At 66.4% G+C, this 22,882-nt stretch carries 19 protein-coding genes and 1 pseudogene; 9 read left to right on the plus strand and 11 right to left on the minus strand.

What is annotated here, in order from left to right; translation table 11 throughout:
* Window position 1: 1 nt before the first annotated feature.
* The 8 genes from Q9293_RS02570 to rimO form a co-directional block, all read right to left on the minus strand.
* Window positions 2–2,002 (minus strand): ATP-binding protein, encoded by a 2,001-nt coding sequence (locus Q9293_RS02570; protein ID WP_306249728.1) that lies wholly within the window; start codon window positions 2,000–2,002, stop codon window positions 2–4.
* A 3-nt stretch (window positions 2,003–2,005) separates the two neighbouring features.
* The gene (locus Q9293_RS02575) at window positions 2,006–2,800 is read right to left on the minus strand and encodes a PstS family phosphate ABC transporter substrate-binding protein (RefSeq protein ID WP_306249730.1); all 795 of its coding nucleotides are present in this window, start codon (window positions 2,798–2,800) and stop codon (window positions 2,006–2,008) included.
* A 169-nt stretch (window positions 2,801–2,969) separates the two neighbouring features.
* Window positions 2,970–3,536, minus strand: a complete 567-nt coding sequence (locus tag Q9293_RS02580) for a phosphatidylglycerophosphatase A (protein WP_306249732.1) — start codon at window positions 3,534–3,536, stop codon at window positions 2,970–2,972.
* Window positions 3,533–4,189, minus strand: a complete 657-nt coding sequence (locus Q9293_RS02585; RefSeq protein ID WP_306249734.1) for a hypothetical protein — start codon at window positions 4,187–4,189, stop codon at window positions 3,533–3,535. Before Q9293_RS02585 ends, Q9293_RS02580 begins: the two co-directional genes overlap by 4 nt.
* Window positions 4,182–5,426: an ABC transporter permease gene (locus Q9293_RS02590; protein WP_306249735.1), complete on the minus strand. Its 1,245-nt coding sequence runs from the start codon at window positions 5,424–5,426 to the stop codon at window positions 4,182–4,184. The genes Q9293_RS02585 and Q9293_RS02590 overlap by 8 nt, the downstream gene beginning before the upstream one ends.
* 147 nt (window positions 5,427–5,573) lie before the next feature.
* Window positions 5,574–6,242 carry an ABC transporter ATP-binding protein gene (locus tag Q9293_RS02595; RefSeq protein ID WP_306249737.1) on the minus strand — a complete coding sequence of 223 codons (669 nt, stop codon included), beginning with the start codon at window positions 6,240–6,242 and terminating at the stop codon, window positions 5,574–5,576.
* Between the two features lie 21 nt (window positions 6,243–6,263).
* The gene (locus Q9293_RS02600) at window positions 6,264–8,441 is read right to left on the minus strand and encodes a DUF5916 domain-containing protein (protein ID WP_306249739.1); all 2,178 of its coding nucleotides are present in this window, start codon (window positions 8,439–8,441) and stop codon (window positions 6,264–6,266) included.
* Window positions 8,442–8,502: 61 nt separating this feature from the next.
* Window positions 8,503–9,879 (minus strand): 30S ribosomal protein S12 methylthiotransferase RimO, encoded by a 1,377-nt coding sequence (gene rimO / locus Q9293_RS02605; protein ID WP_306249741.1) that lies wholly within the window; start codon window positions 9,877–9,879, stop codon window positions 8,503–8,505.
* A gap of 100 nt (window positions 9,880–9,979) precedes the next feature.
* Between rimO and Q9293_RS02610 the strand changes: the two genes are divergently transcribed.
* The 3 genes from Q9293_RS02610 (at window position 9,980) to Q9293_RS02620 (ending at window position 12,650) form a co-directional block, all read left to right on the plus strand.
* Window positions 9,980–11,596, plus strand: coding sequence for an adenylate/guanylate cyclase domain-containing protein (locus tag Q9293_RS02610; protein WP_306249744.1), 1,617 nt, complete (start codon window positions 9,980–9,982; stop codon window positions 11,594–11,596).
* A 137-nt stretch (window positions 11,597–11,733) separates the two neighbouring features.
* Complete coding sequence (locus tag Q9293_RS02615) at window positions 11,734–12,201, plus strand: hypothetical protein (protein ID WP_306249747.1); 468 nt, start codon at window positions 11,734–11,736, stop codon at window positions 12,199–12,201.
* Complete coding sequence (locus Q9293_RS02620; protein ID WP_306249749.1) at window positions 12,201–12,650, plus strand: DUF2085 domain-containing protein; 450 nt, start codon at window positions 12,201–12,203, stop codon at window positions 12,648–12,650. Before Q9293_RS02615 ends, Q9293_RS02620 begins: the two co-directional genes overlap by 1 nt.
* A 43-nt stretch (window positions 12,651–12,693) precedes the next feature.
* Here Q9293_RS02620 and Q9293_RS02625 read toward each other — a convergent pair whose 3' ends face one another.
* From Q9293_RS02625 to Q9293_RS02635, 3 genes are read right to left on the minus strand one after another with little or no spacing between them, the layout of a single operon-like run.
* Window positions 12,694–12,966, minus strand: coding sequence for a hypothetical protein (locus tag Q9293_RS02625; RefSeq protein WP_306249752.1), 273 nt, complete (start codon window positions 12,964–12,966; stop codon window positions 12,694–12,696).
* A gap of 53 nt (window positions 12,967–13,019) precedes the next feature.
* On the minus strand, window positions 13,020–13,547 hold the full coding sequence (dcd, locus tag Q9293_RS02630; protein ID WP_306249754.1) for a dCTP deaminase: 528 nt from the start codon (window positions 13,545–13,547) through the stop codon (window positions 13,020–13,022).
* 60 nt (window positions 13,548–13,607) lie between these two features.
* A complete protein-coding gene (locus Q9293_RS02635) occupies window positions 13,608–14,603 on the minus strand; it encodes an FHA domain-containing protein (RefSeq protein WP_306249756.1) in 996 nt (331 codons plus the stop codon).
* Window positions 14,604–14,738: 135 nt separating this feature from the next.
* Here Q9293_RS02635 and Q9293_RS02640 point away from each other — a divergent pair.
* From Q9293_RS02640 to Q9293_RS02665, 6 genes and pseudogenes are all read left to right on the plus strand, one after another.
* Window positions 14,739–15,311, plus strand: a pseudogene (locus Q9293_RS02640) (ATP/GTP-binding protein); the annotation flags it as partial.
* A gap of 386 nt (window positions 15,312–15,697) precedes the next feature.
* On the plus strand, window positions 15,698–17,170 hold the full coding sequence (gltX, locus tag Q9293_RS02645; RefSeq protein WP_306249760.1) for a glutamate--tRNA ligase: 1,473 nt from the start codon (window positions 15,698–15,700) through the stop codon (window positions 17,168–17,170).
* A gap of 11 nt (window positions 17,171–17,181) precedes the next feature.
* Window positions 17,182–17,526: a hypothetical protein gene (locus Q9293_RS02650; RefSeq protein ID WP_306249762.1), complete on the plus strand. Its 345-nt coding sequence runs from the start codon at window positions 17,182–17,184 to the stop codon at window positions 17,524–17,526.
* 185 nt (window positions 17,527–17,711) lie between these two features.
* Window positions 17,712–18,527, plus strand: coding sequence for a pyrroline-5-carboxylate reductase (gene proC / locus Q9293_RS02655; protein WP_306249764.1), 816 nt, complete (start codon window positions 17,712–17,714; stop codon window positions 18,525–18,527).
* 134 nt (window positions 18,528–18,661) lie between these two features.
* Window positions 18,662–20,371, plus strand: a complete 1,710-nt coding sequence (locus Q9293_RS02660; RefSeq protein ID WP_306249766.1) for a glutamine--tRNA ligase/YqeY domain fusion protein — start codon at window positions 18,662–18,664, stop codon at window positions 20,369–20,371.
* A gap of 127 nt (window positions 20,372–20,498) precedes the next feature.
* Window positions 20,499–22,685, plus strand: a complete 2,187-nt coding sequence (locus Q9293_RS02665; RefSeq protein ID WP_306249768.1) for a hypothetical protein — start codon at window positions 20,499–20,501, stop codon at window positions 22,683–22,685.
* Window positions 22,686–22,882: the final 197 nt, after the last annotated feature.

The raw sequence follows: 22,882 nt of genomic DNA on the forward strand, positions 1-22,882 counted from the left end.
GTTATCCGCCCGTGGGCAGCACGTCGTCCATGACCCTTGCGAGGTCCGCCAGGCTGTAGGGTTTGGGCAAGATGGCTTTGAAACCGAAATCCTGGGGCCGGGCCATGACCGGATCCACGGAATAGCCGCTGGAGACGATCAGCCGTGCCTCGGGATGGAGCGCGAGGATGTGCGCCGCGGTCTCCCGGCCCCCCATGCCACCGGCAATGGTCAGATCCATGATGACGGCGGCAAAGGGAGAACCTGTCTGAAGAGCCCTGCTGTAGGCCTCAAGGGCCATCTCGCCAGTTGGACACGTCTGAGCCGTGAAGCCGGAGCGCTCCAGCATTTCAGCTGCAATTTCAACCAGAACGGCATCGTCTTCCATCACCAGCACCCGGCCTCGCCCTGGTGATGGCTCCTCTGGAGTGGGCGCGGCTGGGCGCAGGTCCAGCGCTTTCTCGGTGGCCGGAAGGTGCAGCACGAAGGTGGCCCCTTGGCCGAGCTCGGATTCGGCTGAGATGCTTCCGCCATGGGCCCGCATGATGTTGAAGCAGCTGGCGAGGCCCAGGCCGTTGCCCGCGGACTTGGTGGTGAAATAGGGTTCGAAGATGCGCGGCAGAATGGCCGGCGAAATGCCTGGCCCGGAATCCTGAAGCGCTACCCGCAGGTAGCGGCCCGGGCGCAGGTGCGGCAGCTCGCTCCCTTCCACCTGCAGGTTCTCGACCCGGATGCGGAGCCGCCCCTGGTTCTGCATCGCCTGGACCGCGTTGATGACGAGGTTGTGAACCACCTGGGAAACCAGGCCGTCATCCACCTCCGCGTTCCAGAGCCCCGGCTGCACCTCACAGCTGAAACTCACCCCAGTGCCATGGGTGGCGAACTCCGCGGCTTCACGGACCAGGGGAGCGAGATCCACCACCCGCCGGGCAGGGTCCCCGCCCTTGGCGAAGGTCAGAAGCTTCAAGGAGAGGGACCGGGCACGGTCGGTGGCCTTGATCGCTTCGTTCAGCCGATCCGCAGCCCTGCCAGCGGGAAGATCCTGGCGGGCCAGGGAGATGTTGCCGAGGATGGCAGACAGGTAGTTGTTGAAGTCGTGGGCGATGCCCCCAGCCAGCACGCCCAGGGATTCAATCTGGCGCACCCGGAGCAGCTCGGCCTCGGTTCGCAGTTGCGAGGTGATCTCGCGGAACACGATCACCTGCCCCGGCTGATCGCCCCATTCCCCAGGCAGAGGCGAGTGGCGCTCCTCAAAGGTGCGCACGGGTTGGCCGGGTCGGTGGAGTTCGGCCTGACCTTCGTGGGTTCCCGGGCTGTCTGGCCGCTGCACCGGATAGACCTGGCTGAGCGGCTGCCCCACGGCGGCCTGGGCCTCGACGCCCAGCAGCCACTCCGCGGCGAGGTTCAGGAAGGCCACGTTCCCGTCCCCGTCAGCGGCGATGATCCCATCGGGAATGGCGCGCAGGGTGGCGGCGGTCCGGCGCCGTTCATCCGAGAGCTCTGCCAGGGCCCGGCCCAGCGCCTGAACCGGGAGCAGCTGGAATGTGAGGAAGAGCCCCCAGCCAAGAAGGGCGCTGCCCAGGGCCACCACCAAGGTTTGGATGAGGTCCCTGCGGATCGAACGGCGCGCCTCCAGAAACCCCACCACGCGACCCGAATCATGGAAGGGAAGGGTGCAGCGAAGGGTGGGCCAGGGGGCTCGGAACGTGCTGTGCGCCAGTTCCACACCCTGCGAGGTACGCACCGCCCGATCCTCAGGCATTCCGCCCACCACCGGCTTGTCGATGAGCTCTTGGAGCCGGAGGAATTCGTAAGTCCACAAATCGGGACGCTGGATGACGATCTGCTCGAGGCTCCGGGCCACCTGGGATGTCTCGATCTCCAGCGCGCGCTGAGCCCCGCGGATGGTGAAACCAGCGAAGACCGCCGGGATGGCCACGGTCAGGCTCAGCGCCGCCAGGAAACCCAGACGGTTCAGGAAGCGCACCACCGCATGGCTGACAGAGGTTCGTCGGTTGGGCATGGCCTATCGTGCCCCTCTGGATGTTTCGGCCATGGGGCGGTAGCCAGCCTGGCTGAGGATCTGTCGCCCTTCTTTGGATTGGGCAAAGGCCATGAAGCTCTGCGCCGCGGCCGACCATTCGCTCCGCCGGAACACCATGCGGAGGGTGAGGGTGAAGGGATAGTCGGGGCTTGTGGGTTGGATGCCATCCACAGGCAGCGCCTTCACCTGACGCCCCTCGGAAACGATGAGCCCCAGCACCGCAGTTCCGAAGGAGCCTGGCGTCTGTTCCAGCTGGGTCAGTGCTTCCTGATCGGTGATGCCCACGCAGACGCCCGGCAGGGCATGAGCCTGATCCAGGGTGGCCTTCATGCCGGGGGTGAAGCCCGAAAGGTAGGCGTGGGCCGTATCCGATTTGGGACGAAGCACAAGGCGAATGGGTCGGCCGTCCTTCCAGGTGGCTTTCCGGCCCGCGTAGATGTCTTCCACCTCCTTCAGGGTGAGGGGGCCAGCGGCTGTATGGGCTGAGGTGGCAAAGACGAAGGCGGTGGTGGCCAAGCTCTGCGCCTCGAGGCCCAGGGATTCTTCCTCTTTCGTCATGGCCCTCGAGATGCAGCCCAGGTCCAGCTTCCGGTCGGCCACGGCGCGGATGCCGCCCGTGCTGCCGATGCTGGGAAGCACCTGGATGCTGTGATCCGGGTGGTGTCGCTCATAGGCCTTCGCCAGGGCCAGCAGCGCGCCTGAGCCGCTGCCTGTACCGCCCACCCGCACCACATCGCCCGCCTCGGCCCACTCGCCCAAACCAAAGCACAGGCCCATGGCCAGGACGACATTCGATGCCCTTGGCCGTTGCCTTTGCACCCGCGTTAGAAAGGTCATTGCCGGACGATTAAACGCCGGTCCGGCCCGTTTGACCATGGGCATGAATTGCGTGAGAGACCGTTCCTCCTGAATCTCAGCGGACTTGTTTGGGGTCTATGTGCGAATTTCAGCCCCGCCACAGCCCTGGGTGAAGCAGAGATTGTGCGCCCAGCCAGCGATCCAGTGGCCAAACGATCAGGGCGGCGAGCAGTCCCGCCAGCACATCGTCCATGACCACGCCCCACCCTCCAGGAAGGGATTGGGCGCGGTCCACCACACCGGGCTTCCAGATGTCGAAGAGCCGGAACAGCATGAAGGGCGCCACCAGGCGGGCGACCCAGAGGATTGCGGGCTGGGGCTGCAGCGTGACGGTGAAGAGCAGGGGGGTGAGCGCGAACCAGATGCCCGCCCACTCGTCGGCCACGATGAAGGAGGGATCCTTCTGGCCGGTTTCCTTCACCACGCGGTCGGCGGCCCACACCGCCACCAGGGTCAGCGCCAGCGGCGCGCTTAGGAGGAGCCAGGGGGCGAGAGTCCAGTGGCACCTCCCCATCGCCTGAACCAGACCCAGCCACGCCAGCAGTCCCGCCAGGGTGCCCCAGGTGCCGGGTGCGGGTTGGAGGTACCCGCTGCCGAATCCGGTGGCGATCCACCAGGCCAACCGGGGAGTTGGGGCGTTGGATTCCGCCGTCACAAAGAGCCTCCAAAGCGCATGCCCAGCTGGACCGAGCCCTCCCAGCGGGGCGCCATTTGCCGGAGGGCGCCGCGGGGGCCCTCTCCGCCCTGCTGCCAGAGGGGCACGGCGACTTCAATCCGGGTGAAGGGATGGGTGTAGCGGCCCCCCTGGGTGAGCCAGTGCAGGGCCTCCATGGCCGGGCTGGGCAGGGGAATCAGCAAGCCGCGGAAGCCCGCCTGGGCGCGCAGCCAGGGGCGCACCATCCAGGCCTGCGCGGAGGCCAGAGGTGAGGTTCCACCGGCCAGGCTGCTGTGGCCGGTGTAGCGCTCCAATCGCAGCTCGGCCCCCAGGGCGGCCTGAGCGCCATGCCGCTCGGTCCACCAGCTGCGCTGAGCGCCGAGGCCCGTCATGACGAACTGCACAGTCTCGCTGGAGCCGGACTGAGCCATGACTTGCCATTGGTCCATGCGCAGCTGAGAGGGCGACTGGTCCCAGCCCACCCTCAGTTGCAGCGCCGTGGTGTGGTCGCCCGAATGGGGGATGGCATTGCGCTGGGTCGGGCCCACGGCCACTGCGGCGGCGGCCTCAATCCCATCCGCCAAAAGAGGCGTGGCCAGCAGCAGAATCGAAACGCCGCCGCGAGCCATGGAGCGGATATGGGAGCTAGACATGGCGCAACGCCTCTACAATGCGAAGCCGCGCCGCCTTCAGGCCCGGGAAGAGGGCGCTGACCTGCAGGGTGAGCTGAAGTCCCACGGCCACGGCCAGGTAGACCCAGGGCACGAAGTGGATGTTCAGCTCGTAGCCGTGGCTGGTGCCCGGCGGGGCGGGCATCTGCAGGTGCAGGGCGTTGAGCCCGGCTCGGAGGAGCAGGGTGATCGTCAGACCCAGCGCACTGCCGAGAAGGCCCAGGAAGGCGCCCTCCCACTGCAGCAGGACGAGGAGTTGGCGCGGTTGGAGGCCCATGGCCCTTAGCACGCCGAACTCCCGCACCCGCTCCATGACGGACATGAGCAGGGTGTTGGCCGTGGCCAGCAGCACCACCAGGAAGAGCACCAGGCCCATGAAGCCGAAGATGGCGAAGTAGAGCAGCTTCACCTGACGGTAGAAGGAGGCCAGCTCGAACCAGGGTTTCACGGTGGTTCCGGGCAGCAGGGTCTGGAGGCGCGCCTGTTCTTTGGCTGTGTCCTGGGGCCGCTTGAGCACCACACTCAGGCGCGAACGCGCCGTGCCTGCATCCAGCAGCTGGCTGGCGGTGGCGAGACTCACCGTGAGGAAGCGATCATTCAATTCCCGCAGGCCCAGATCCTGAAGGCCCACCACATCGACATCCACGGCGTTCAGAGCCCCGTCCTTGGTGGTGGACATCAGGGTGAGCGAACTGCCCACTGAGGCCCCTAGGGCGCGGGCCAGGCCGGTGCCGAGGATCACCTCGCGGGCACCGGGTTCGGCGGAGAGCCAGCGGGATCCGGAACCCCCGGCGGCGAGGGCACCGCCCTTCAGGGCCTCGGCGCTGGCCATGTGGCGGGGTTCGAGGACGGGTTCCACCGCGGTGCCAAGAAAGGCCACGCTCTTCGCGCCGCTGGAGAGCAGGCCCATGAACTGGATGCGCGGCAGCACCTCGGCCACCGCGGGATCCTTGCGGAGCTGCGTGGCCAGGGCTTCGCCATCGGCCAGGGATTTCTCCAGGCTCTGGGCCTCATCGCCTTCCATGGCCCCGGGCGGGAGCACCTGCAGGTGCCCCAGGCCGCCGCGGATGGCGGCGTCCGACAGCCCCTGGAAAGTCTGGGCCATGAAGCCCCCGGCCAGGCTCAGGGCCAGGAAGCCCGCCACCACCACCATGAGCGTGAGCGCCGTGCGCCGCCGCTGGCGCAGCAGGTTGCGGAGGGCCAGGCGGGCGAGGATCATTCCGCTGCTCCACGGGAAGGCATCTGGTCCACAGATTTCACCGATTCGCACAGATTGGAAAGCGATGTCTTGGGGGTGGAGACTCGGCTGGAGGAACGCGAACATTCCCAAATCTGTGAAGTCTGTGAAATCTGTGGATTCATCTTTTCAGTCCTGCTGCACCAGCCGCCCGTCTAGCAGCCGGAACACACGGTGGGCGCGGCTGATGACGGAGGGGTCGTGGCTGGCCACCACGAAGGTGACGCCGCGTTCCGCGGCCAGTTCGCCCATGAGGTCCATGAGGGGGCCGCCGTGCGCATGGTCGAGGCTGGCGGTGGGTTCGTCCGCCAGCACCAGCCATGGTTCAGGCGCCAGGGCCCGGGCGATGGCCACGCGCTGTTGCTGGCCGCCGCTGAGCTGGCCGGGATGGTGGTGGGCGCGGTCAGAGAGGCCCACGCGGGCGAGGGCGGCTTCGGCGCGGGCCTGCGCTTCAGCTTCGGCGACGCCCTGGAGCTGCAAGGGGAGCATCACGTTTTCCAGCGCCGACAGCACCGGCACCAGGTTGAAGGCCTGGAAGACGAAGCCCAGTCGGCGCAGGCGCAAGTCGCAGCGCGCCTTTTCCGGCAGCGAGGAAACCGTTTCACCTTCGAGGCGCACTTCGCCTTCGTCGGGGGTGTCCAGCAGCCCGGCCAGTTGCAGCAGCGTGGTTTTGCCACTGCCGCTGGGGCCTGCCAGCACCGCCAGACAGCCCTTGGGCACGGTCAGCGACACGTCGAACACACCGGCGCGTTCGCCGCCGAGTTCGTAGGCGCGGGTCAGGTTTTTCAGCTCCAGCATCCGATCAGTGTAGCCGTGCCTCTAGAACTGCACCGCATAGGCCAGCTTGGCGAAGAGGCCCCGCTCCACCATATGCTCCGAGCCGATGGGCGCCAGGGGATCGCGGCGCCGCTGGCCGGACCAGCCCAGGTAGGCATTGGTGAAGGCGTTGGGCTGCCAGCCCAGGAACACCTTCAGGAACTTGTCCACGGCCTCCAGCTCCGACCCGTCGTAGCGCACCACGAAGGCCTGGGTTTTCGCGTAGAAAGCATGGGGGAACTGCCAGCTTCCGGTCAGCGTGAGTTCCCGGGCGCGGATGAGGCGCAGGTCGTCGGCCTCGCGATCCAGGTTCGACTGGAGGGCCTGGAGGTTGTAGGAGATGGACCCCACGGTGCCGTAGAGGAAGAGCGAGCCCGAGCGCAGCCTGGCCGGGTCGCCCGAGGCCAGGTCGATGGTGCGGGCCTGGGAGGCGTTCCAGCCGAACTGCGCCGGGGAATGCTTCCGCCAGTTTCCGCCGATGGTGAGGGCCCGGGCCGCCACGGATTGCCCATGGTCCTCGCCCCAGGTGCGGCCGGCCACATCCCAGTTGATGAAGAAGCTCAGGCGGCCGGCGGTTTCCAGGTAGCCGTCCAGCCCCACCACCCGGTCCATGGGGTCGCCGTTCCACCAGGTGAGGCGTCGCCCGCGCAGGGTGGCGTTGGCCTGGGAGAGCAGGCCCTCGTTCCAGTTGCCCCGCCACTGCAGGCCCGCGTTCTGGCGGCGGTAGCCCTGCAGATCGGTGAACCCCGAGAGCAGCACCAGGTCGGGGCTGGTGGCCTGATCCACCACCCAGGCGGACCAGTGGCGGGTGTTCCAATCCAGTTCACCGGAGAGCGCCGTGCCCCGCTGGGAGGACAGGGAACCGTCGGCCTGGGGCAGGTGGGCGGTGGCCGTTACGGCGCTGCCGATGACGTGAAATTCGGAACCCAAATACTGATCCAGGTAGATGCCGCCGCTCTGGCCGCCGGCGCGGGCCGGGCCGTCGAGAAGACTCTTGTCTGTGCCCAGGAAGGACAGTCCCGAGCCCCGGTCATCCAGCTGCAGCCTCATGGCGGCCGCGGTGTCGCGGGTGGCGCGGCCATCCACGCCCTCTGCGCCGTTGGATCCGAGCACCAAACCGCCATCCTGATCCTTGGCATGGAGCACGCTCCAGGTCGCGAAGGACGCCTGCCCCGAGGCCTTCACGCCATAGAGGGGGTTCTGGATGGCGCGGCTGAAGAACTGGCGCTGGGCGCCCTGCAGGCCCAGCAGATCCATCCCCTCCAGAAAGAAGGGCCGCCGCTCGGGGTAGAACACCTTGAAGCGGCTGTTGATTTGCAATGGGTCCACGTCCGCATCCGCCAGGGCGAAATCGGGCCGGTACGTGCCTTCCAGGGTCAGGGCCGAGGTGGCGTAGCGCAGGTCCATGCCCAGGCAGGCCTGGTTTTTGGATGACGCGCTGGGATCGGCGGCCAGGGATTGGGTGCGGTTGAAGGTGGTGAAGGGGATGACCAGGAAGGGCGAGCCGGGTTTGTCCACGGGCGCGCCGGACACCCGCGCCATCTGGCAGATGTCGCACTGGATGTCCTTGCTCATCCGGGGCCAGGAGATGCCGTAGCGGCGCTCGCGCGGGATGATGCGGAGGATGCGGAGCGCCCAGTCACCGGGCATGCGGCGCAGGCTGCTGTAGGGAATGCGCATCTTCACCACATAGCCCGTGGGGGTGAGCACGCCCGTGGAATCCCAGAGGCAGTCATAGGATGAATTTTCGCCGGTGCTGTCTGTGGCGATCTCGTCGATCTGCCCGCCCAGGGGCGTGACGAAGAAGCGGATGATGCTCTGGCCCTTGCCCGAGGGATCGAGGTCGATGCCCACGAAATCGAAATCCCCGCTGTTGTTGTCCCGCATGTGCCGGGCGGCGCGGATCTTCGAGGGTTCCGGGTCCATGGCCTCGATGGCCACGTAGAGGGCGTCCGGGCCCCAGCCCAGGTGGGTGGTGGTGGGCCAGCGGTTCTCGCCCTTGTCGTCTGGCATGATCATGCCGTAGTCGCGGATGTCGAGGGTTCCGCTCCAGGTGGAAAGATCCGCGTCCGCGGCCATGGAGGGCGCCTGGGCCAGCCTGGGAATGGCCACCTTGGGCGGGTTGGGGGTCTGCGAGGCCAGGACGGGCATGCAGACGAAGGCCAGGACGGAAAGGCGCATAGAATCCCCGGGCGGGTGAGTAACCTTGCCTACGAGAGTCTTCGCAGATCGGTTTAGTGCCCTAGGCTTGCCGGGTCCTGAAGGCCGCCTCATAGGCCGCGGTGCTGGCCTCCAGGCCACCCTCTTCCACTTCGCCGATGAGGTCGTAGGCGTGGGCCTTCACAATGCGCACGCGCTGGATGGTGTTCGCCTGGGGGGCGCCATCCACCAGCAGCACGTTGCCGTCGATGTCCGGGGCCTGGCCAGCGTGGCGGCCTTTCACGATGAGATCGGTTTCCTCGTGGGCGCCTTCCACCAGCACGTCGATGACCTGGCCGACCTTGGCCTGGTTCAGCTCCCGGGCGATCTTCTGCTGCAACTCCAGCAGGCGGCGCTTGCGGGCCTCCTTGGTGCGCTTCTGGATGGGATCGCCCAGGGCATAGGCCGAGGTGCCTTCTTCGGGGCTGTAGGTGAAGACGCCCACATGCTCGAAGCGGGCCTCCTTCACGAAGGCCTTCAGTTCCTCGAAGGCGGCTTCGTCCTCGCCGGGGAAGCCTACGATGAAGTTGGAGCGGATGGCGATGCCCGGCACGATGCGCCGCACCTTTTCGATGAGCTTCAGGAACTGGGCGCGACTGCCACCCCGGGCCATGGCCTTGAGGATGCCCGCATCGGCATGCTGCAGGGGCATGTCCAGGTAGCGGGCGCAGTTGGGTGTTTCCGCCATGGCGTGGAGCAGGCCATCGGTGAGGCGGTTGGGGTAGGCGTAGTGGATGCGGAACCAGCGCAGGCCTTCGACAGTGCCCAGGGCCCGGACCAGCTTCTCCAGCGCGTCGGGATCGCCGAAGTCGCGGCCGTAGTCCGTGGTGTCTTGGCCCACGAGGCTGATCTCCAGCACGCCCTGGGCCACCAGGTTGCGGGCCTCCGCCACCACGCTCTCGATGCTGCGGCTGCGCTGGCCGCCGCGCAGCTGGGGGATGACGCAGAAGGCGCAGGCATGGTCGCAGCCCTCGCTGATCTTCAGATAGGCACTGGCCTTGGGGGTGGTCAGCATGCGCGGGCTGGCCTCGGTGTAGAGGTAGTCCGGATTGGGGTTCAGCTCAAAGCTGGCGCCCGCGCCGATGATTTCGGCGATCTGCTCGATGTCGCGGGTGCCCAGGCAGGCGTCGATCTCGGGCATCTCGGCCATGAGTTCATCCCGGTAGCGTTCCACCAGACACCCCGCCACGATGAGTTTCTCGCAGGCGCCTTCCTGCTTCATGGAGGCGGCCTGCAGAATGGCTTCGACGCTTTCGGCCTTGGCCGCGTCGATGAACCCGCAGGTGTTCACCACCAGCACCTGAGCCTCCTCCAGCACCGGGGTGATCTGGTAGCCCTTGAGGCGCAGGTGGCCCAGCATCACCTCGGAATCCACGAGGTTCTTGGGGCATCCCAGGGACATGAATCCGACTTTGGTCAACGGCACTCCAGAGCCCCGGCGGGGGGAACCTCATAGGATACAACGGGCCACCGATGACGTCTCTAGCGCGTGTTAAACTCAATCCCCTTCCGGACCGGCCATGAAACTCACCCTCCAGGTTGATGGTGCCCTGCATCCCGTGACGCTCACGGAAGAGGGCGTGACCATCGGCCGGGGGGACCAGGCCACCATCAAGATCCAGACGAACGCGGTCAGCCGCATCCATGCCCGGGTCTTCCTGAGGAACGGCCAGCCCCACGTCATGGACATGAAGTCCCTCAACGGGACCTCGCTCAACGGGTCGGTCCTGAACGAACCGGCCCTGCTGCATCCCGGTGACACCATTCTGCTGGGCGAAACCGCCGTGGTGTGGGTGCCGGAGGGCAGTCCGGCGCCCGCCGTGGGCCTGAACCAGGACCTGGCGCCCCGGGCGGTCATTTCCAAGATCGCTCTAGAGGATCGGGCCTTCGATGCCTCCGGCTCCATCCTGGTGCCCCACGCCAGCCTGGAGGCCATGCTGGCCCAGGCCAGCGGCCAGCACCCCTCGGGCGAAGCGGTGACGCTCTTCCAGCGCCTGGCCAGCATGGCGGGCACCCTGCTGCGGGCCGCGGGCCTCGCGGAGCTGCTGGAATCGGTGATGGGCCTGGTGACGGCCCAGATCCCCTGCCAGCGGGGCTTCATCCTGCTGGCAGATGCTGGGGGCGAGCTGGTGCCTGAGTTGGTTTGGGAGGAGGTGCCCGGCACCCACACGAACCCCATCAGCCGCACCATCGCCCGCACGGCCATGGACAACCGCGTGGCCATCCTCACCACCGATGCCCGCATGGACCCCCGCTTCAGCGCCGGGGAGAGCATCAAGATCCACAGCATCACCTCGGCCCTCTGCGCGCCGCTGATCGTGGAGGATCAGGCCCTGGGCGTGATCTACCTGGAGACCAGCCTCAACAAGGGCGGCTTCAAGCGCGAGGATGAACACCTGCTCAGCGCCATGGCCAACTTCGCCGCCGTGGGCATCCAGCGCGAGCGGGAGGCCAAGTTCCGCCAGCGCCTCGAGCGCTATCACAGCCCGCAGGTGGTGGATCAGATCCTCAAATCCAGCCAGAGCAAGGAGGCGCCTGCCCTCCAGGCCCAGCGCTGCCAGATCAGCGTGCTGTTCGCCGACATCTCGGGCTTCACGCGCATGAGCGAAGGGATGGAGCCGCTGGTGCTGGCGGGCATCCTCAACCGCACCTTTGAAGTGATGACCGATCAGATCTTCAGCCGCGGCGGCACCCTCGACAAGTACATCGGTGACGCCATCATGGCCTTCTTCGGCGCGCCCAATCCCGATCCCGACCACGCCAAGCACGCCATCGAGGCGGCCATCGCCATGCAGGACTGTCTCGCCACGCTCAACGCCGCCCGGCCCGCGGGCTATCCCGAATTGAAAATGCGAATCGGCATCAACAGTGGCGAGGCCTTCGCAGGCGACATCGGCTGCGAGAAGCGCATGGACTACACCGTGATGGGCAGTACGGTGAACCTGGCCTCGCGCCTGGAGAGCGGTGTGGCCAAGCCGGGCCAGATCGTGCTGGGGCCCCGTACCGCGGAGCTTTCGGGCCGGGCCGACCTCCGCCAGCTGGCGGGCTTTGCCCTCAAGGGCATTGAGCAGGAGGTGCGGCCCTTCGAGGTGCTGTGGACTCCGGATGCGCCGACGGGCGTGCACGGACTGAGGTGATGGGCCTCGTGCGGCCCGCGGCAGGTTCCTCTCTACCTTTGCGCGGCCTTCAGTCCTAGACTGACATCCACCCCCGATCCTTCCAGGCCAGGCTTCGCCAACCTGGACCCTTCCACGCCTTTCCAATGGGAGCCCTCATGGAACCTGTGACACCTCAGGACCAGACCTTCGGCCGCTTCGGCAAACACATCCTGATCGGGGCCCTGATCAGCGGTGTGGCCAGCGGCATCCCGCTGCTGAACATCCTCAACTGCTGTTTCTGTCTGCTCAACATGGGGGGCATCGTTCTGGCGCTGTCCATGTATCTGAAGAGCGCGCCCGGTGATTCGGTCTCCATGGGCGAGGCTGCGGGCTTCGGCGCGGCTGCTGGTGCTGGCGCCGGTGTGATCGCCGGGCTGCTCGGCCTGATCACCAGCCACATGATGGTCTCGCTGCTCTCCTCGGTGCTCAGCAGCGCCCCGCCCCAGCTGAAGTCACAGCTGGCGGCCTCCTCGGCCATGGGGGTGATGATGCTCCCCGTGAACGCCGTACTCTACGCGGCCTTCGGCGCCCTGGGCGGCATCCTCGGCATGGCCCTCTTCTTCAAGGATCGGAAGCGCGCCTGATGACCTGGACCCGGCCCCGCTGGGTCCTCGCGTTCAGAATCCTCCTCGGGGGCATCGGCCTGCTGCCATGGATCATGGCGGGTCACCGGTCGGTGCTCCTGGAGGCGGTCTTTGGCACCACCTGCCATCGCTTGGCGGAGCGCAGCCTTCTCTTGGGCGGCGTGCAAATGCTCGTATGCAGCCGCTGCGCGGGCATCTACCTGGGGCTCCTGACCGGGGCGCTGCTGCCCGCCGGTGCCTGGGCCGTGCGCCATGCCCGGACCCTCGCGTTGGGCGCGGCCCTGCCCATGGCGCTGGATGTCCTCACCCAGGATCTGGGCTGGCACCCCAGTTGGCACCCGGCCCGGCTGGCCACAGGGTGGTGGCTGGGCCTGGGCCTCATGGTGCTGGCGGTGGCCCACCTGCGCGATTGGGCGGAGGTCAACGCTCCCAATGAAAAACAGGCGTGAGGCCGGTTGGGCCAGGCACGCCTGTTTTCGGGAGGAGTATGGCTTAGCCCCTCTGGCCGCTGGGCCAGGTGCCGAAGGCCAGGATGCAGAGGACGATGATCATGCCGATGCCGGGGATGAGGCAGAGCAGGGCCATGGCGCCGCTGTAGCCCGCCTTGGAGAAGATCCGCCAGAAACAGAAGACGGGGAAGATGACCATGGCCAGCAGGATCACCAGCCAGACCATGCACCCGAGTGCGGCGATTCCCGCCAGGGCAGCGCCCTCGGGGTGGGACTGCAGGAGTCCGAATGTGGGAAGGGCGGCCAGCAGGGGCATGAATCACCTCAGGGTTGTGTTTGAGTGATTCTAGGTGATCACGCCCGGCACCACTACTCTTTGATGAAATCCTTCCAGAGCATGGACGGCTGGATGCCGGAGTTGCGCTGGTACTTGCCCGATTCGTAGCTGTCGTACTCGCCGCTGACGGTGTGGTAGAAGATCTGGCAGATGGCCACACCGGCGTAGATGCGCACGGGCTGGATGCAGCTGATCTCCAGCGTCCAGTAGCCGCAGAAGCCGATGTCGCCGAAGCCCGCGGTGACATGCACGAAGAGACCCAGGCGCCCCACGCTGCTGCGGCCTTCGAGCATGGGCACCATGCCGCGGGTTTCGGTGTATTCGAGGGTGCGGCCCAGGTAGAGCTTTCCGGGCTGCAGCAGCAGGCCTTCGGGCGGGATCTTGAGGAACTCGATGCCGTTGGGCCGGGCCATGTCGAGTTCATGGTCGGCGTAGACGGCCAGATCCTCGCCCAGGCGCAGGTTGTAGCTGTTGGGATTGAGCTGGCTGTCCTGCCAGGGCTCGATGCGGAGACGGCCCTCCGCCTTCGCCTCCAGGATCTGCCGTCCGGTGAGGATCATGGGGCCTCCAAACGGGAGGCGCCCGCCGAGGCGGGCGCCGGAACCGGGTTCAACTCTGAATCAACGGTCGACCTTGAGGACTTCGGACTTGGCGATCATGTCGCTCAGACTGATGCGCTCATCGCCCTTGATGGCCAAGACGATGAGGTTGAGCGCAAAGAAATTGCCGAATTGGCGAAGGATGGCCGGTCCGAAGCCGATTCGGCCGGTGGGATCGCCCTCGGGCACGACGCGCAGCTTCATCATCTTCTTGCCGATGCTCGCGCCGTATTTCGAGACGGTCCAGGGCACGAAGACCCAGAAATAGGCCAGCTGGGCGACAACGTTCAGGGGCAGGAGGATGCAGCCCAGGAATGGCACGACCGAGAGAACCATGAACGCGATGGAAATGACCACCGCGGGAACCACGTCGATCAGCACCGCGACCAACCGGCTGCCCAGGTCGCCACGTTCGCTCAGGATCACGGCCTCATCGGGGATGGAAGGCAGCAGAGATCCGAGGAAGGATTGCTGAGGGGTAACCGCAGGGGTCGGCCTGGGCGCGGGCGCCGGTGTCACGGGGGGGGCGACCGGGGGCAAGGGGGGCGCCTGGGGCGGAGTCGGAATGGCCACTGGGCCCGTGGCGATCTGATCGGGATTCTTGGGTTCCATGGGGGTCGGGGCGTTGCCCACATGGATCGCGGCCAGATCATCGGCGGACATGCGCACGGTGCCGATGGGCACGGCAGGGGCATCCTGGATGTTGAGGGCCACGGTGGCACCGGCTTCGGGGCGAGGGTCCTGGAACGTCAGCTGCACCTGGCCCAGGGTGATGCGGTCACCGTCCCGCAGTGGGGAGGACTGCACCCGATTGCCATTCACGAGCACGCCATTGCTGCTCTGGAGATCCTGGATCTCAAAACCGCCGCCGACCTTGCGGATCACGCAGTGGTGGCGGCTGATGCTGGGATCGGGCAGCCGGAGCGTGTTGTCCAGCTCACGGCCCATGTGGACCTCGTTATCAATGATCTCGAATTCGCGGGCTCCTGCGCTTTCGTGTACCAGCAGTTTGGCCATGGACATCCTCGGTTGGTGGGATGGGCCGAAGTGTAGCGCATCCTCGCGTCATGAGGATAGTCTGCGCATCTCGGTTCTTTCTTGACGGGTCGCAGCGGACCCGCCAATCTTCCCCCACGAGATGAAGGTGCATGCATGGTGCTTTTCAACGCGGCCACCAAGGAGTTGACGGCCAAGATCGTCTACTACGGCCCCGGCCTGTGCGGGAAGACGACCAATCTCCAGCATGTCTACGACACCCTGCCTGGCGATGGGCGCGGCAAGATGCTGTCCCTGGCCACCCAAACGGACCGCACCCTCTTCTTTGATTTCCTGCCCATCGAACTGGGCACCATCCGGGGCATGAAGACCCGCATCCAGCTCTACACAGTGCCTGGACAGGTCTTCTATGATGCCACCCGCAAGCTGGTGCTCCGGGGCGCTGATGCCGTGGTGTTCGTGGCCGATTCCCAGGCCCCTGCCTTGGAAAGCAACAAGGAGAGCTTCCAGAACCTCATCACCAACCTGAAGGACCAGGGCGCGGACCTGGAGAAGATCCCCCACGTCATCCAGTGGAACAAGCGGGATACTCCCAACGCCCTGCCCGTGGAGCAGTTGAACCGGGAGATCAACCTTTTCGGCGCCCCCACCTTCGAGGCCTGCGCCATGCGGGGCGAAGGCGTCAAGGAGACCCTCACGGGCGTGGCCAAGCTGGTGCTGAAGAGCCTTGCCGAAAAATACGGCGGCGGCGTGGTGGAAGAACCGGTTGTCATGCTGGGCGGTGCGCCCCCTCCGCCGCCTCCGCCCGCCAAGGAATCCACCAAGCCGCTGGAAGTGGAAGAATTGTCTGCAGGCGAACTCCTCGAGGAGATCGACGAGATCCCTTCCGAGACCAGCCATCCGGTCGCCGCCCCTGCCTCTTCCCACATGCCCCACAGCAGCGTGGTGGAAGTGCCCGTGGTGCTGGACCGCAGCCTCTTCAGCGGCGACTCCCCGGTGGAGATCCGGCTGAAGCTGTATATCAAGTAGGGCGAAAACGCGGTGCCTTTTCGTAATCGCGCGATCACCGATCGCGCGCTTGGGGCACACTGGAGGTTTGGATTCCGAGGGTTCCCATGTCCCGCCAGATCGTCACCCGCTTCGCCCCTTCGCCCACCGGCATGCTCCACATCGGGGGCGTGCGCACCGCCCTTTTCTGCTGGCTGTTTGCCCGCAAGCATGGCGGCCGCTTCATCCTCCGCATCGAAGACACCGATCTCTCCCGCAGCACCGATGACAACATCCGCATCATCGAAGAGGGCATGGCCTGGTGCGGCCTGGATTGGGACGAGGGCCCCGTGGTGGGCGAGGCCAGCCAGTGGAAGGGCCCGCACGGTCCCTACCGTCAGATGCAGCGCATGGACCTCTACAAGGCCAAGATCCAGGAGCTGTTGGACAAGGATTTGGCCTACCGCTGCCGCTGTTCGCGCGAGGCCATCGAAGAACGCCGCAAGGCCGTGGAGGCCGCGGGCAAGGTGTTCCAGTACAACCGCGGCATGGATCGGGGCAAGGGCTGCGCGGCCGCGAACCACGATGCCAGCCAACCGGCCGCCATCCGCTTCCGCATGCCCGAGGAAGGCGACATCGTGGTGCCCGATCTCATCAAGGGCCACACGCACTTCCCGGCGGACAGCCTGGATGATTGGATCATCGCCCGCACAGGCGATGGCCCCGGTGAGATTGGCGTGCCCACCTACAACTTCTGCGTGGTGGTGGACGACACCCACATGCAGGTGACCCACGTGATCCGCGGCGACGACCACCTCAACAACACGCCCAAGCAGATCCCGCTCTTCGCGGCCTTCGGCTACGAGCTGCCCGCCTTCGCGCACGTGCCCATGATCCTGGGCGCCGACGGCGCCAAGCTCAGCAAGCGCCACGGCGCCACCAGCATCACCGAATACCAGGCCATGGGCCTGCTGCCCTCCGCCGTGCGGCTGGCCCTGGCGCGGCTCTCCTGGACGCCCAAGATCGACGGCAAGGCCGTGGAGAGCGCCGAAGAGGAACTGCTCACCGACGCGCAGATGATCCAGCTCTTCGACCTGGCGGATTGCCAGAAGAGCGCTGCCCGCTTCGACATGGACAAACTCCAGTGGCTGAACCAGAAGCTCATCCAGCGGGCCTCCTGGCAGGAACTGGAGCCGCACCTGCGGCCCTTCATGCCCGAATCCTGGCCCGGCAAGCCGGATGCCTGGAAGGCCCAAGCCATTCAGTGCACACAGAAGGGCAAGTCCCTCACCGACATGGCCGAGGCTCTGCGCTTCGCCTTCGAGCGGCCCACCAGCTTCGACGAGAAGGCCGTGGAGAAGTTCATCACCCCGGCCGTCAAACCCGCCCTGGCCGAAGTGGCCGCGCTGACCGACTACACCCATGAGGGCCTGGAAGCCGCCTTCGCCGCCATCCTGGAACGCCATGGCCTGAAGACCAAGGATCTGGCCCAGGCCCTGCGCGTGGCCCTCTGCGGCAAGCCCGTGAGCCCCGGCATCTACGACACGCTCATGCTGACCGGGCGTGATGAAGTGGTGGCGCGGCTCAGCCGCTGGTTGTGATGGCGGGGGCCATGGATCTCGACGAATTCACCCACATCACCCTCACGGTGCTGGAGGACCAGGGCACCGCCGCCTACGCGCCGACCATCATCGCCGCGGAATCGGTGCAGGTGATCCAGAACATCCCCGAGGGTTTCGACCACCGGGAGGCCCTGCAGGAGACCGTCCTGCGCCTGGGCCTCGCCCAGTCGGATTTCTTCTTTGGCGTAAAATCGGGCCCGGGCGAAGTCACCACGGGCTTCCACACCGCCATCACCACCCAGTTCCAGCGCATCTCGGAAATGAAGCAGGGCTTCGTCGTCTCCGCCCTGAACGATTGCCCCTGGTGGACCCTGGGGCAGGGGCGGGACCAGTAGTCACGGTTTCATCTTTGCTTCTATGGGGTTCCGGCTATGCTGATGCCCATGAACTCCTTCTCGGCCGTGCACCCGCGCCCTAGCACCTTGAGTGCGGGGGGGAGCTGCGCGCCTCGCTGACCTGGAATCAGGTTTCGATATCCCCCCGCCACCCCCGGCGGGGTTTTTCGTTTTAGGGAGTCCCCGTGAGTCAGCATCCTCAACTCGCCATCATCGGTTTCGGCACCATGGGCCAGGCCATCAGCGCCGGTCTGGTGGAAGCCTCGGGTTACCCCGCCGGGCGCATCCATGCGGCCACGCGGCATCCCCACGCGGCCCGCGCCCGGGCCGAGGCCCTGGGCCTGGAGCTCACCCACGATGTGGATGCCGCGGTGCGGGCCTCGGAAGTGGTGCTGCTCTGCGTGAAGCCCCGCGAACTGAAGGGGTTGCTGGAACGCCTCAACGCCACCGGGGCCCTGGATCACCGGCCCCTGGTGGTGTCCATCGCCGCGGGCACCACGCTGGCCTTCCTCGAGGCCCACACGCCCGCAGGCACACCCCTGGTGCGCGCCATGCCCAACACGCCCTGCGCCATCCGCAAGGGCATGACGGTGCTGGCGGCGGGTCAGGCGGTCAGCGAGGCCCAGCTGGCTCAGGCCCGGATCCTGTTCGAGCCCCTGGGCCGCGTGATGGATCTGGACGAAAAACACATGGATGCCGTCACCGGCCTCAGCGCCAGCGGCCCCGCCTTCATGTTCATCATCCTGGAATCCCTGGCGGAGGGCGGCGTCCAGTGTGGATTGCCCCGCGCCGTGGCCCTGGAGCTGGCGGCCCAGATGACCCTGGGCGCCGCCTCCATGGTGCTGGAAACCGGCAAGCACCCCGCCGCCCTCAAGGACGAGGTGACCACTCCCGCCGGCTGCACCATCGCCGGCCTGTTGGCCCTGGAGGATGGCCGCATCCGCTCCGTCGTGGCCCGGGGCATCGAGCGCGCCACCCAGGTGGCGGCGGGGCTGGGGTAGGGATTTGCCATCGCTGGACAGAGGTGGAGGTTGATCCATCTCTGGGTTCATCCGTGTTGATCCGTGGCTTGATTGCCTTTTGGGGATTGATGCGAGGCCTTGGTATCTTGAAGGTTTACGGATTGTGAGCTCCGATGTCTTCCGATACCCCAGCCCCTGAACCCCGCAGCCTCCACTTCATCGAGGAGATCGTCGAGGCGGACCGCGCCTCTGGTAAGCACGGGGGGAGGGTGCTCACGCGCTTCCCGCCAGAGCCCAACGGCTACCTGCACATCGGTCACGCCAAGAGCATCTGCCTGAACTTCGGCTTGGCGAAGGCCTACGGCGGCGCCACCAACCTGCGCTTCGATGACACCAACCCCGTGAAGGAGGACGTCGAGTACGTGGATTCCATCCGGGAGGACGTGCAGTGGCTGGGGTTTGAGTGGAAGGGCGAGCACTACGCCTCGGACTACTTCCAGTTCATGTACGACTACGCCGAGTACCTGATCGAGCAGGGCAAGGCCTATGTCTGCGACCTCACCGAGGCGGAGATCCGCGAGTACCGCGGCAACTTCCATGTGCCGGGCAAGGCGAGCCCCTACCGGGAGCGCAGTGCCGATGAGAACCTCGACCTGTTCCGTCGCATGAAGGCGGGGGAATTCGAGGATGGCGCCAAGGTGCTGCGCGCCAAGATCGACATGCAGGCCGGCAACATGAACCTGCGCGATCCGCTCATGTACCGCATCCGCCGGGCCCACCACCACCGCACGGGCGACGCCTGGTGCATCTATCCCATGTACGACTACGCCCACGGCGTGTCGGACGCCATCGAGACCATCACGCACTCCATCTGCACCCTGGAGTTCTCGGACCACCGCCCACTCTACGACTGGTTCCTGGAGCAGGACGGGGAGGCCACCTTCTTCCAGCGACCGCTGCCGCGCCAGATCGAGTTCGCCCGCCTGAACCTCACCTACACGGTGATGAGCAAGCGGCGCCTGCTGCAACTGGTGCAGGACGGCATCGTGAGCGGCTGGGACGATCCCCGCATGCCCACCATCTGCGGCCTGCGGCGGCGGGGCTACACGCCGGAATCCGTCCGGGCCTTCGCGGAGCGCGTGGGTGTGGCCAAGCGCGACATGGTGGCCGATGTGGGCCTGCTGGAGTTCTGCATCCGCGAGGACCTGGAGAAGCGCGCCCCCCGCCGCATGGCCGTGCTGCGCCCCCTCAAGGTGGTCATCACCAACATGGGCGACGCTGACGCCTTCGAGGTCGAGGTGGCGAACCACCCCGAGGATCAGGCCATGGGCACCCGCAAACTGCCCTTCACCCGCGAGCTCTTCATCGACCAGGATGACTTTCGCGAAGAGGCCCCCAAGAAGTGGTTCCGCCTGGCGCCAGGTGCTGAGGTGCGGCTGCGCGGCGCTTGTCTCGTGACCTGCAAAGAGGTCATCAAGGATGCGGCTGGCCATGTGGTGGAGCTGCGCTGCGAATGGGATCCCGCCAGCAAGGGTGGCAACGCGCCGGATGGCCGCAAGGTGAAGGGCACCTTGCACTGGGTGAGCGCTCCGAACGCCGTGAAGGCGGAAGTCCGGCTCTACGACACGCTCTTCACCCAGGAAGATCCCATGGACGTGCCCGAGGGCCAGGACTGGAAGGCGTTGCTGAACCCCGGCAGCCTCGAGGTGCTGACCGAAGCCCGCCTGGAGCCCAGCCTGGCTGGCGCCACCGCCGGGGAGCGCTTCCAGTTCGAGCGCACGGGTTACTTCTCGTTGGATCCCGACAGCCGCCTTGGCGCCCTGGTGTTCAACCGGACGGTGGGGCTGAAGGATTCCTGGAGCAAGATCGAGGCGAAACAATAACCAGCTGGGACCGCGAATGGCGATCTGCGACATTCGCGGTTCGTGCTTTTTCCCTTGTCAGGAATCGCGGCTATTCCTCACGGCTGGTCCCGGCTACCCTTGGGGCATCGGTCCGCGGGAGGACAAAATGATCGACCACTCAATAAAAAGCCCCCGACTGCTGTCGGCGCTGGCGCTGGGCCTGGCTCTGGGCGTGGCCCGGACGGCGTTGGCCATGGATTTCCCGGGGCCCGATCCTGGCAAGGCGGTGGCTTCCGAAACCGCGGCCCAGTATCTGTCGCTGTCCAATAATGCTCTGTCGGCTTCCTGGGGGATCTTCGGCGGGCGGCTGGTGCCGGCCACCCTCAAGGACAGGCTGTCCGGCAAGGATCTGGAAGCGGCCAAGGAAGCCTTTGTGCTGGAATTCCACGATGGCACCCGCCTGAAGGCCAGCCGCATGAAGGCCTCCAGCTTCAAGGTGACGCCGGTCGAGGCCCAGCCGGGCGCTGTGGGCGAGGCGGGCCGCATCCCCGGCCAGCAGGTATCGGCAGTGCTCACGTCGCCGGATGGCGCCCTTCGCGTGGAGTGGAAGGCCACCCTGCGCGACGGCTCCAACTACATCCGCCAGGAGATCGCCATCAAGCCCCTCAAGGCTGATGCGGATGTGGCCCGCCTGGTGATGGTGGATCACTGGCTGCGCGGCGGCGACGCCGTGGGCCAGGTGAATGGCACGCCCGTGGTGGCGGGCACCCTGTTCACGGGCTTCGAGCACCCCATGTCCGTGACCCAGGTGGAGGCGGGCGGTGCGCCCAAAGTGGTGCCTGTTCCCGGCAGCGATGAAAGCTCCCTGGCCTCGGATCAGTACAAGGCCGTGCCCGAGGTCAAGGCCGCCGAGCAGCGTTGGGGCAAGGCCCACGCCACCTGCTGGCTGGATCTTTCGTTGCCCATCCAGAAGGGCAAGAGCTTCCTGGCCTCTTCGGTGATGGGCGTGGTGCCGCAGGGGCAGCTGCGCCGCGGCTTCCTCTACTACGTGGAGCGGGAGCGGGCCCACGCCTACCGCACCTTCCTGCACTACAACTCCTGGTACGACATCGGCTACTTCACGCCTTACGACGAGAAGGACTGCCTGAAGGTGGTGAAAGCCTTCGGTGAGGAACTGGGCCAGAAGCGCGGCGTCACCATGGATTCCTTCCTGTTCGACGATGGCTGGGACGACACTTCCAAGGGCGGCCAGTGGGTCTTCCACCAGGGCTTCCCCAATGGTTTCACCGCCGTGAAAGAGGCTGCCGCCAAGGTGGGCGCAGGACCGGGCGTGTGGCTTTCGCCCTGGGGCGGCTACGGCCCGCCCCGCATCGCCCGCCGCAAGAGCGGCCAGGCCGCAGGCTATGAGGTGGTGCCCGATCCCTGGGAGGCCGATCCCGAGTACGGCCAGTTGTTCGCCCTCTCGGGCCCCAAGTACTTTGAGAGCTTCCACAGGGCCTGCCTGGAGATGGTGACCAAGTACGGCATCAACCACTTCAAGCTCGACGGCACCGGCAGCATCAACGCCGTCATGCCCGGCAGCCGCTTCGGCAGCGACTTCGAGGCCGCCATTTCGGTCATCCAGGATCTGCGGCAGGCCAAGCCGGATCTCTTTATCAACCTCACCACGGGCACCTGGCCCTCGCCCTTCTGGCTGCCCATCTGCGATTCCATCTGGCGGGGCGGGGAAGATCACAGCTTCGAGGGAGCCGGGTCTGAGCGTGATCGCTGGATCACCTACCGCGACGCCGATACCTACGAGCGCGTGGTGACGGCCGGACCGCTGTACCCCCTGAACTCCCTCATGCTCCACGGCATCCTCTACGCCAAGGGGGCCCGGGGCCTCAACACCGACCCCGCCAAGGCCTTCAGCCGCGAGGTGAAGACCTACTTCGGCTCGGGCACCCAGTTGCAGGAGATGTACATCTCCCACGAACTGCTGACCAAGGAGGATTGGGACATCCTGGCCGAAGGGGCCAAGTGGTCCCGGGCCAACGCGGCCACCCTGGTGGACAGCCACTGGGTGGGCGGCAACCCCCGAAAACTGGAAACCTACGGCTGGGCGTCCTGGTCGAAGGAGAAGGGCATCGTGACCTTGCGCAACCCCAGTGGCGAGGCCCAGACGTTCACGCTGGACCTGGCCAAGGTTCTGGAATTGCCCGCCGGAGCGCCCGATGCCTACACGGTGAAGCCAGCTTTCAAGCAGCGGGAGATCAAGGAACTGGAAGGCCTCCGCAACCCCTACCGGCCCGCGACGTTCACCCTGAGGCCCTTCGAGGTGCTGGTGTTCGAGGCCCTGCCTGTGGGCAAATAGTTTCTGTTTCGGAGATCAATGAGATCTCCGCCTCAGCCCGAAGGGCCCCGGTCGTCATGGCCGGGGCCCTTCGGCTGTGGGCCGAAGTCCTTGCGCAGGAGCTGGGCCCCGGACCCCGGCATCGGGCCAGGGGGCGTTTCCCGCCGTGTCGGCGGGGCCGCGGCTCTGCTAGTCTCGATGGGTTGGGCCTCCCCGCG

Source organism: Geothrix sp. PMB-07, from assembly GCF_030758935.1.
In the GTDB taxonomy this organism is placed as follows: domain Bacteria; phylum Acidobacteriota; class Holophagae; order Holophagales; family Holophagaceae; genus Geothrix.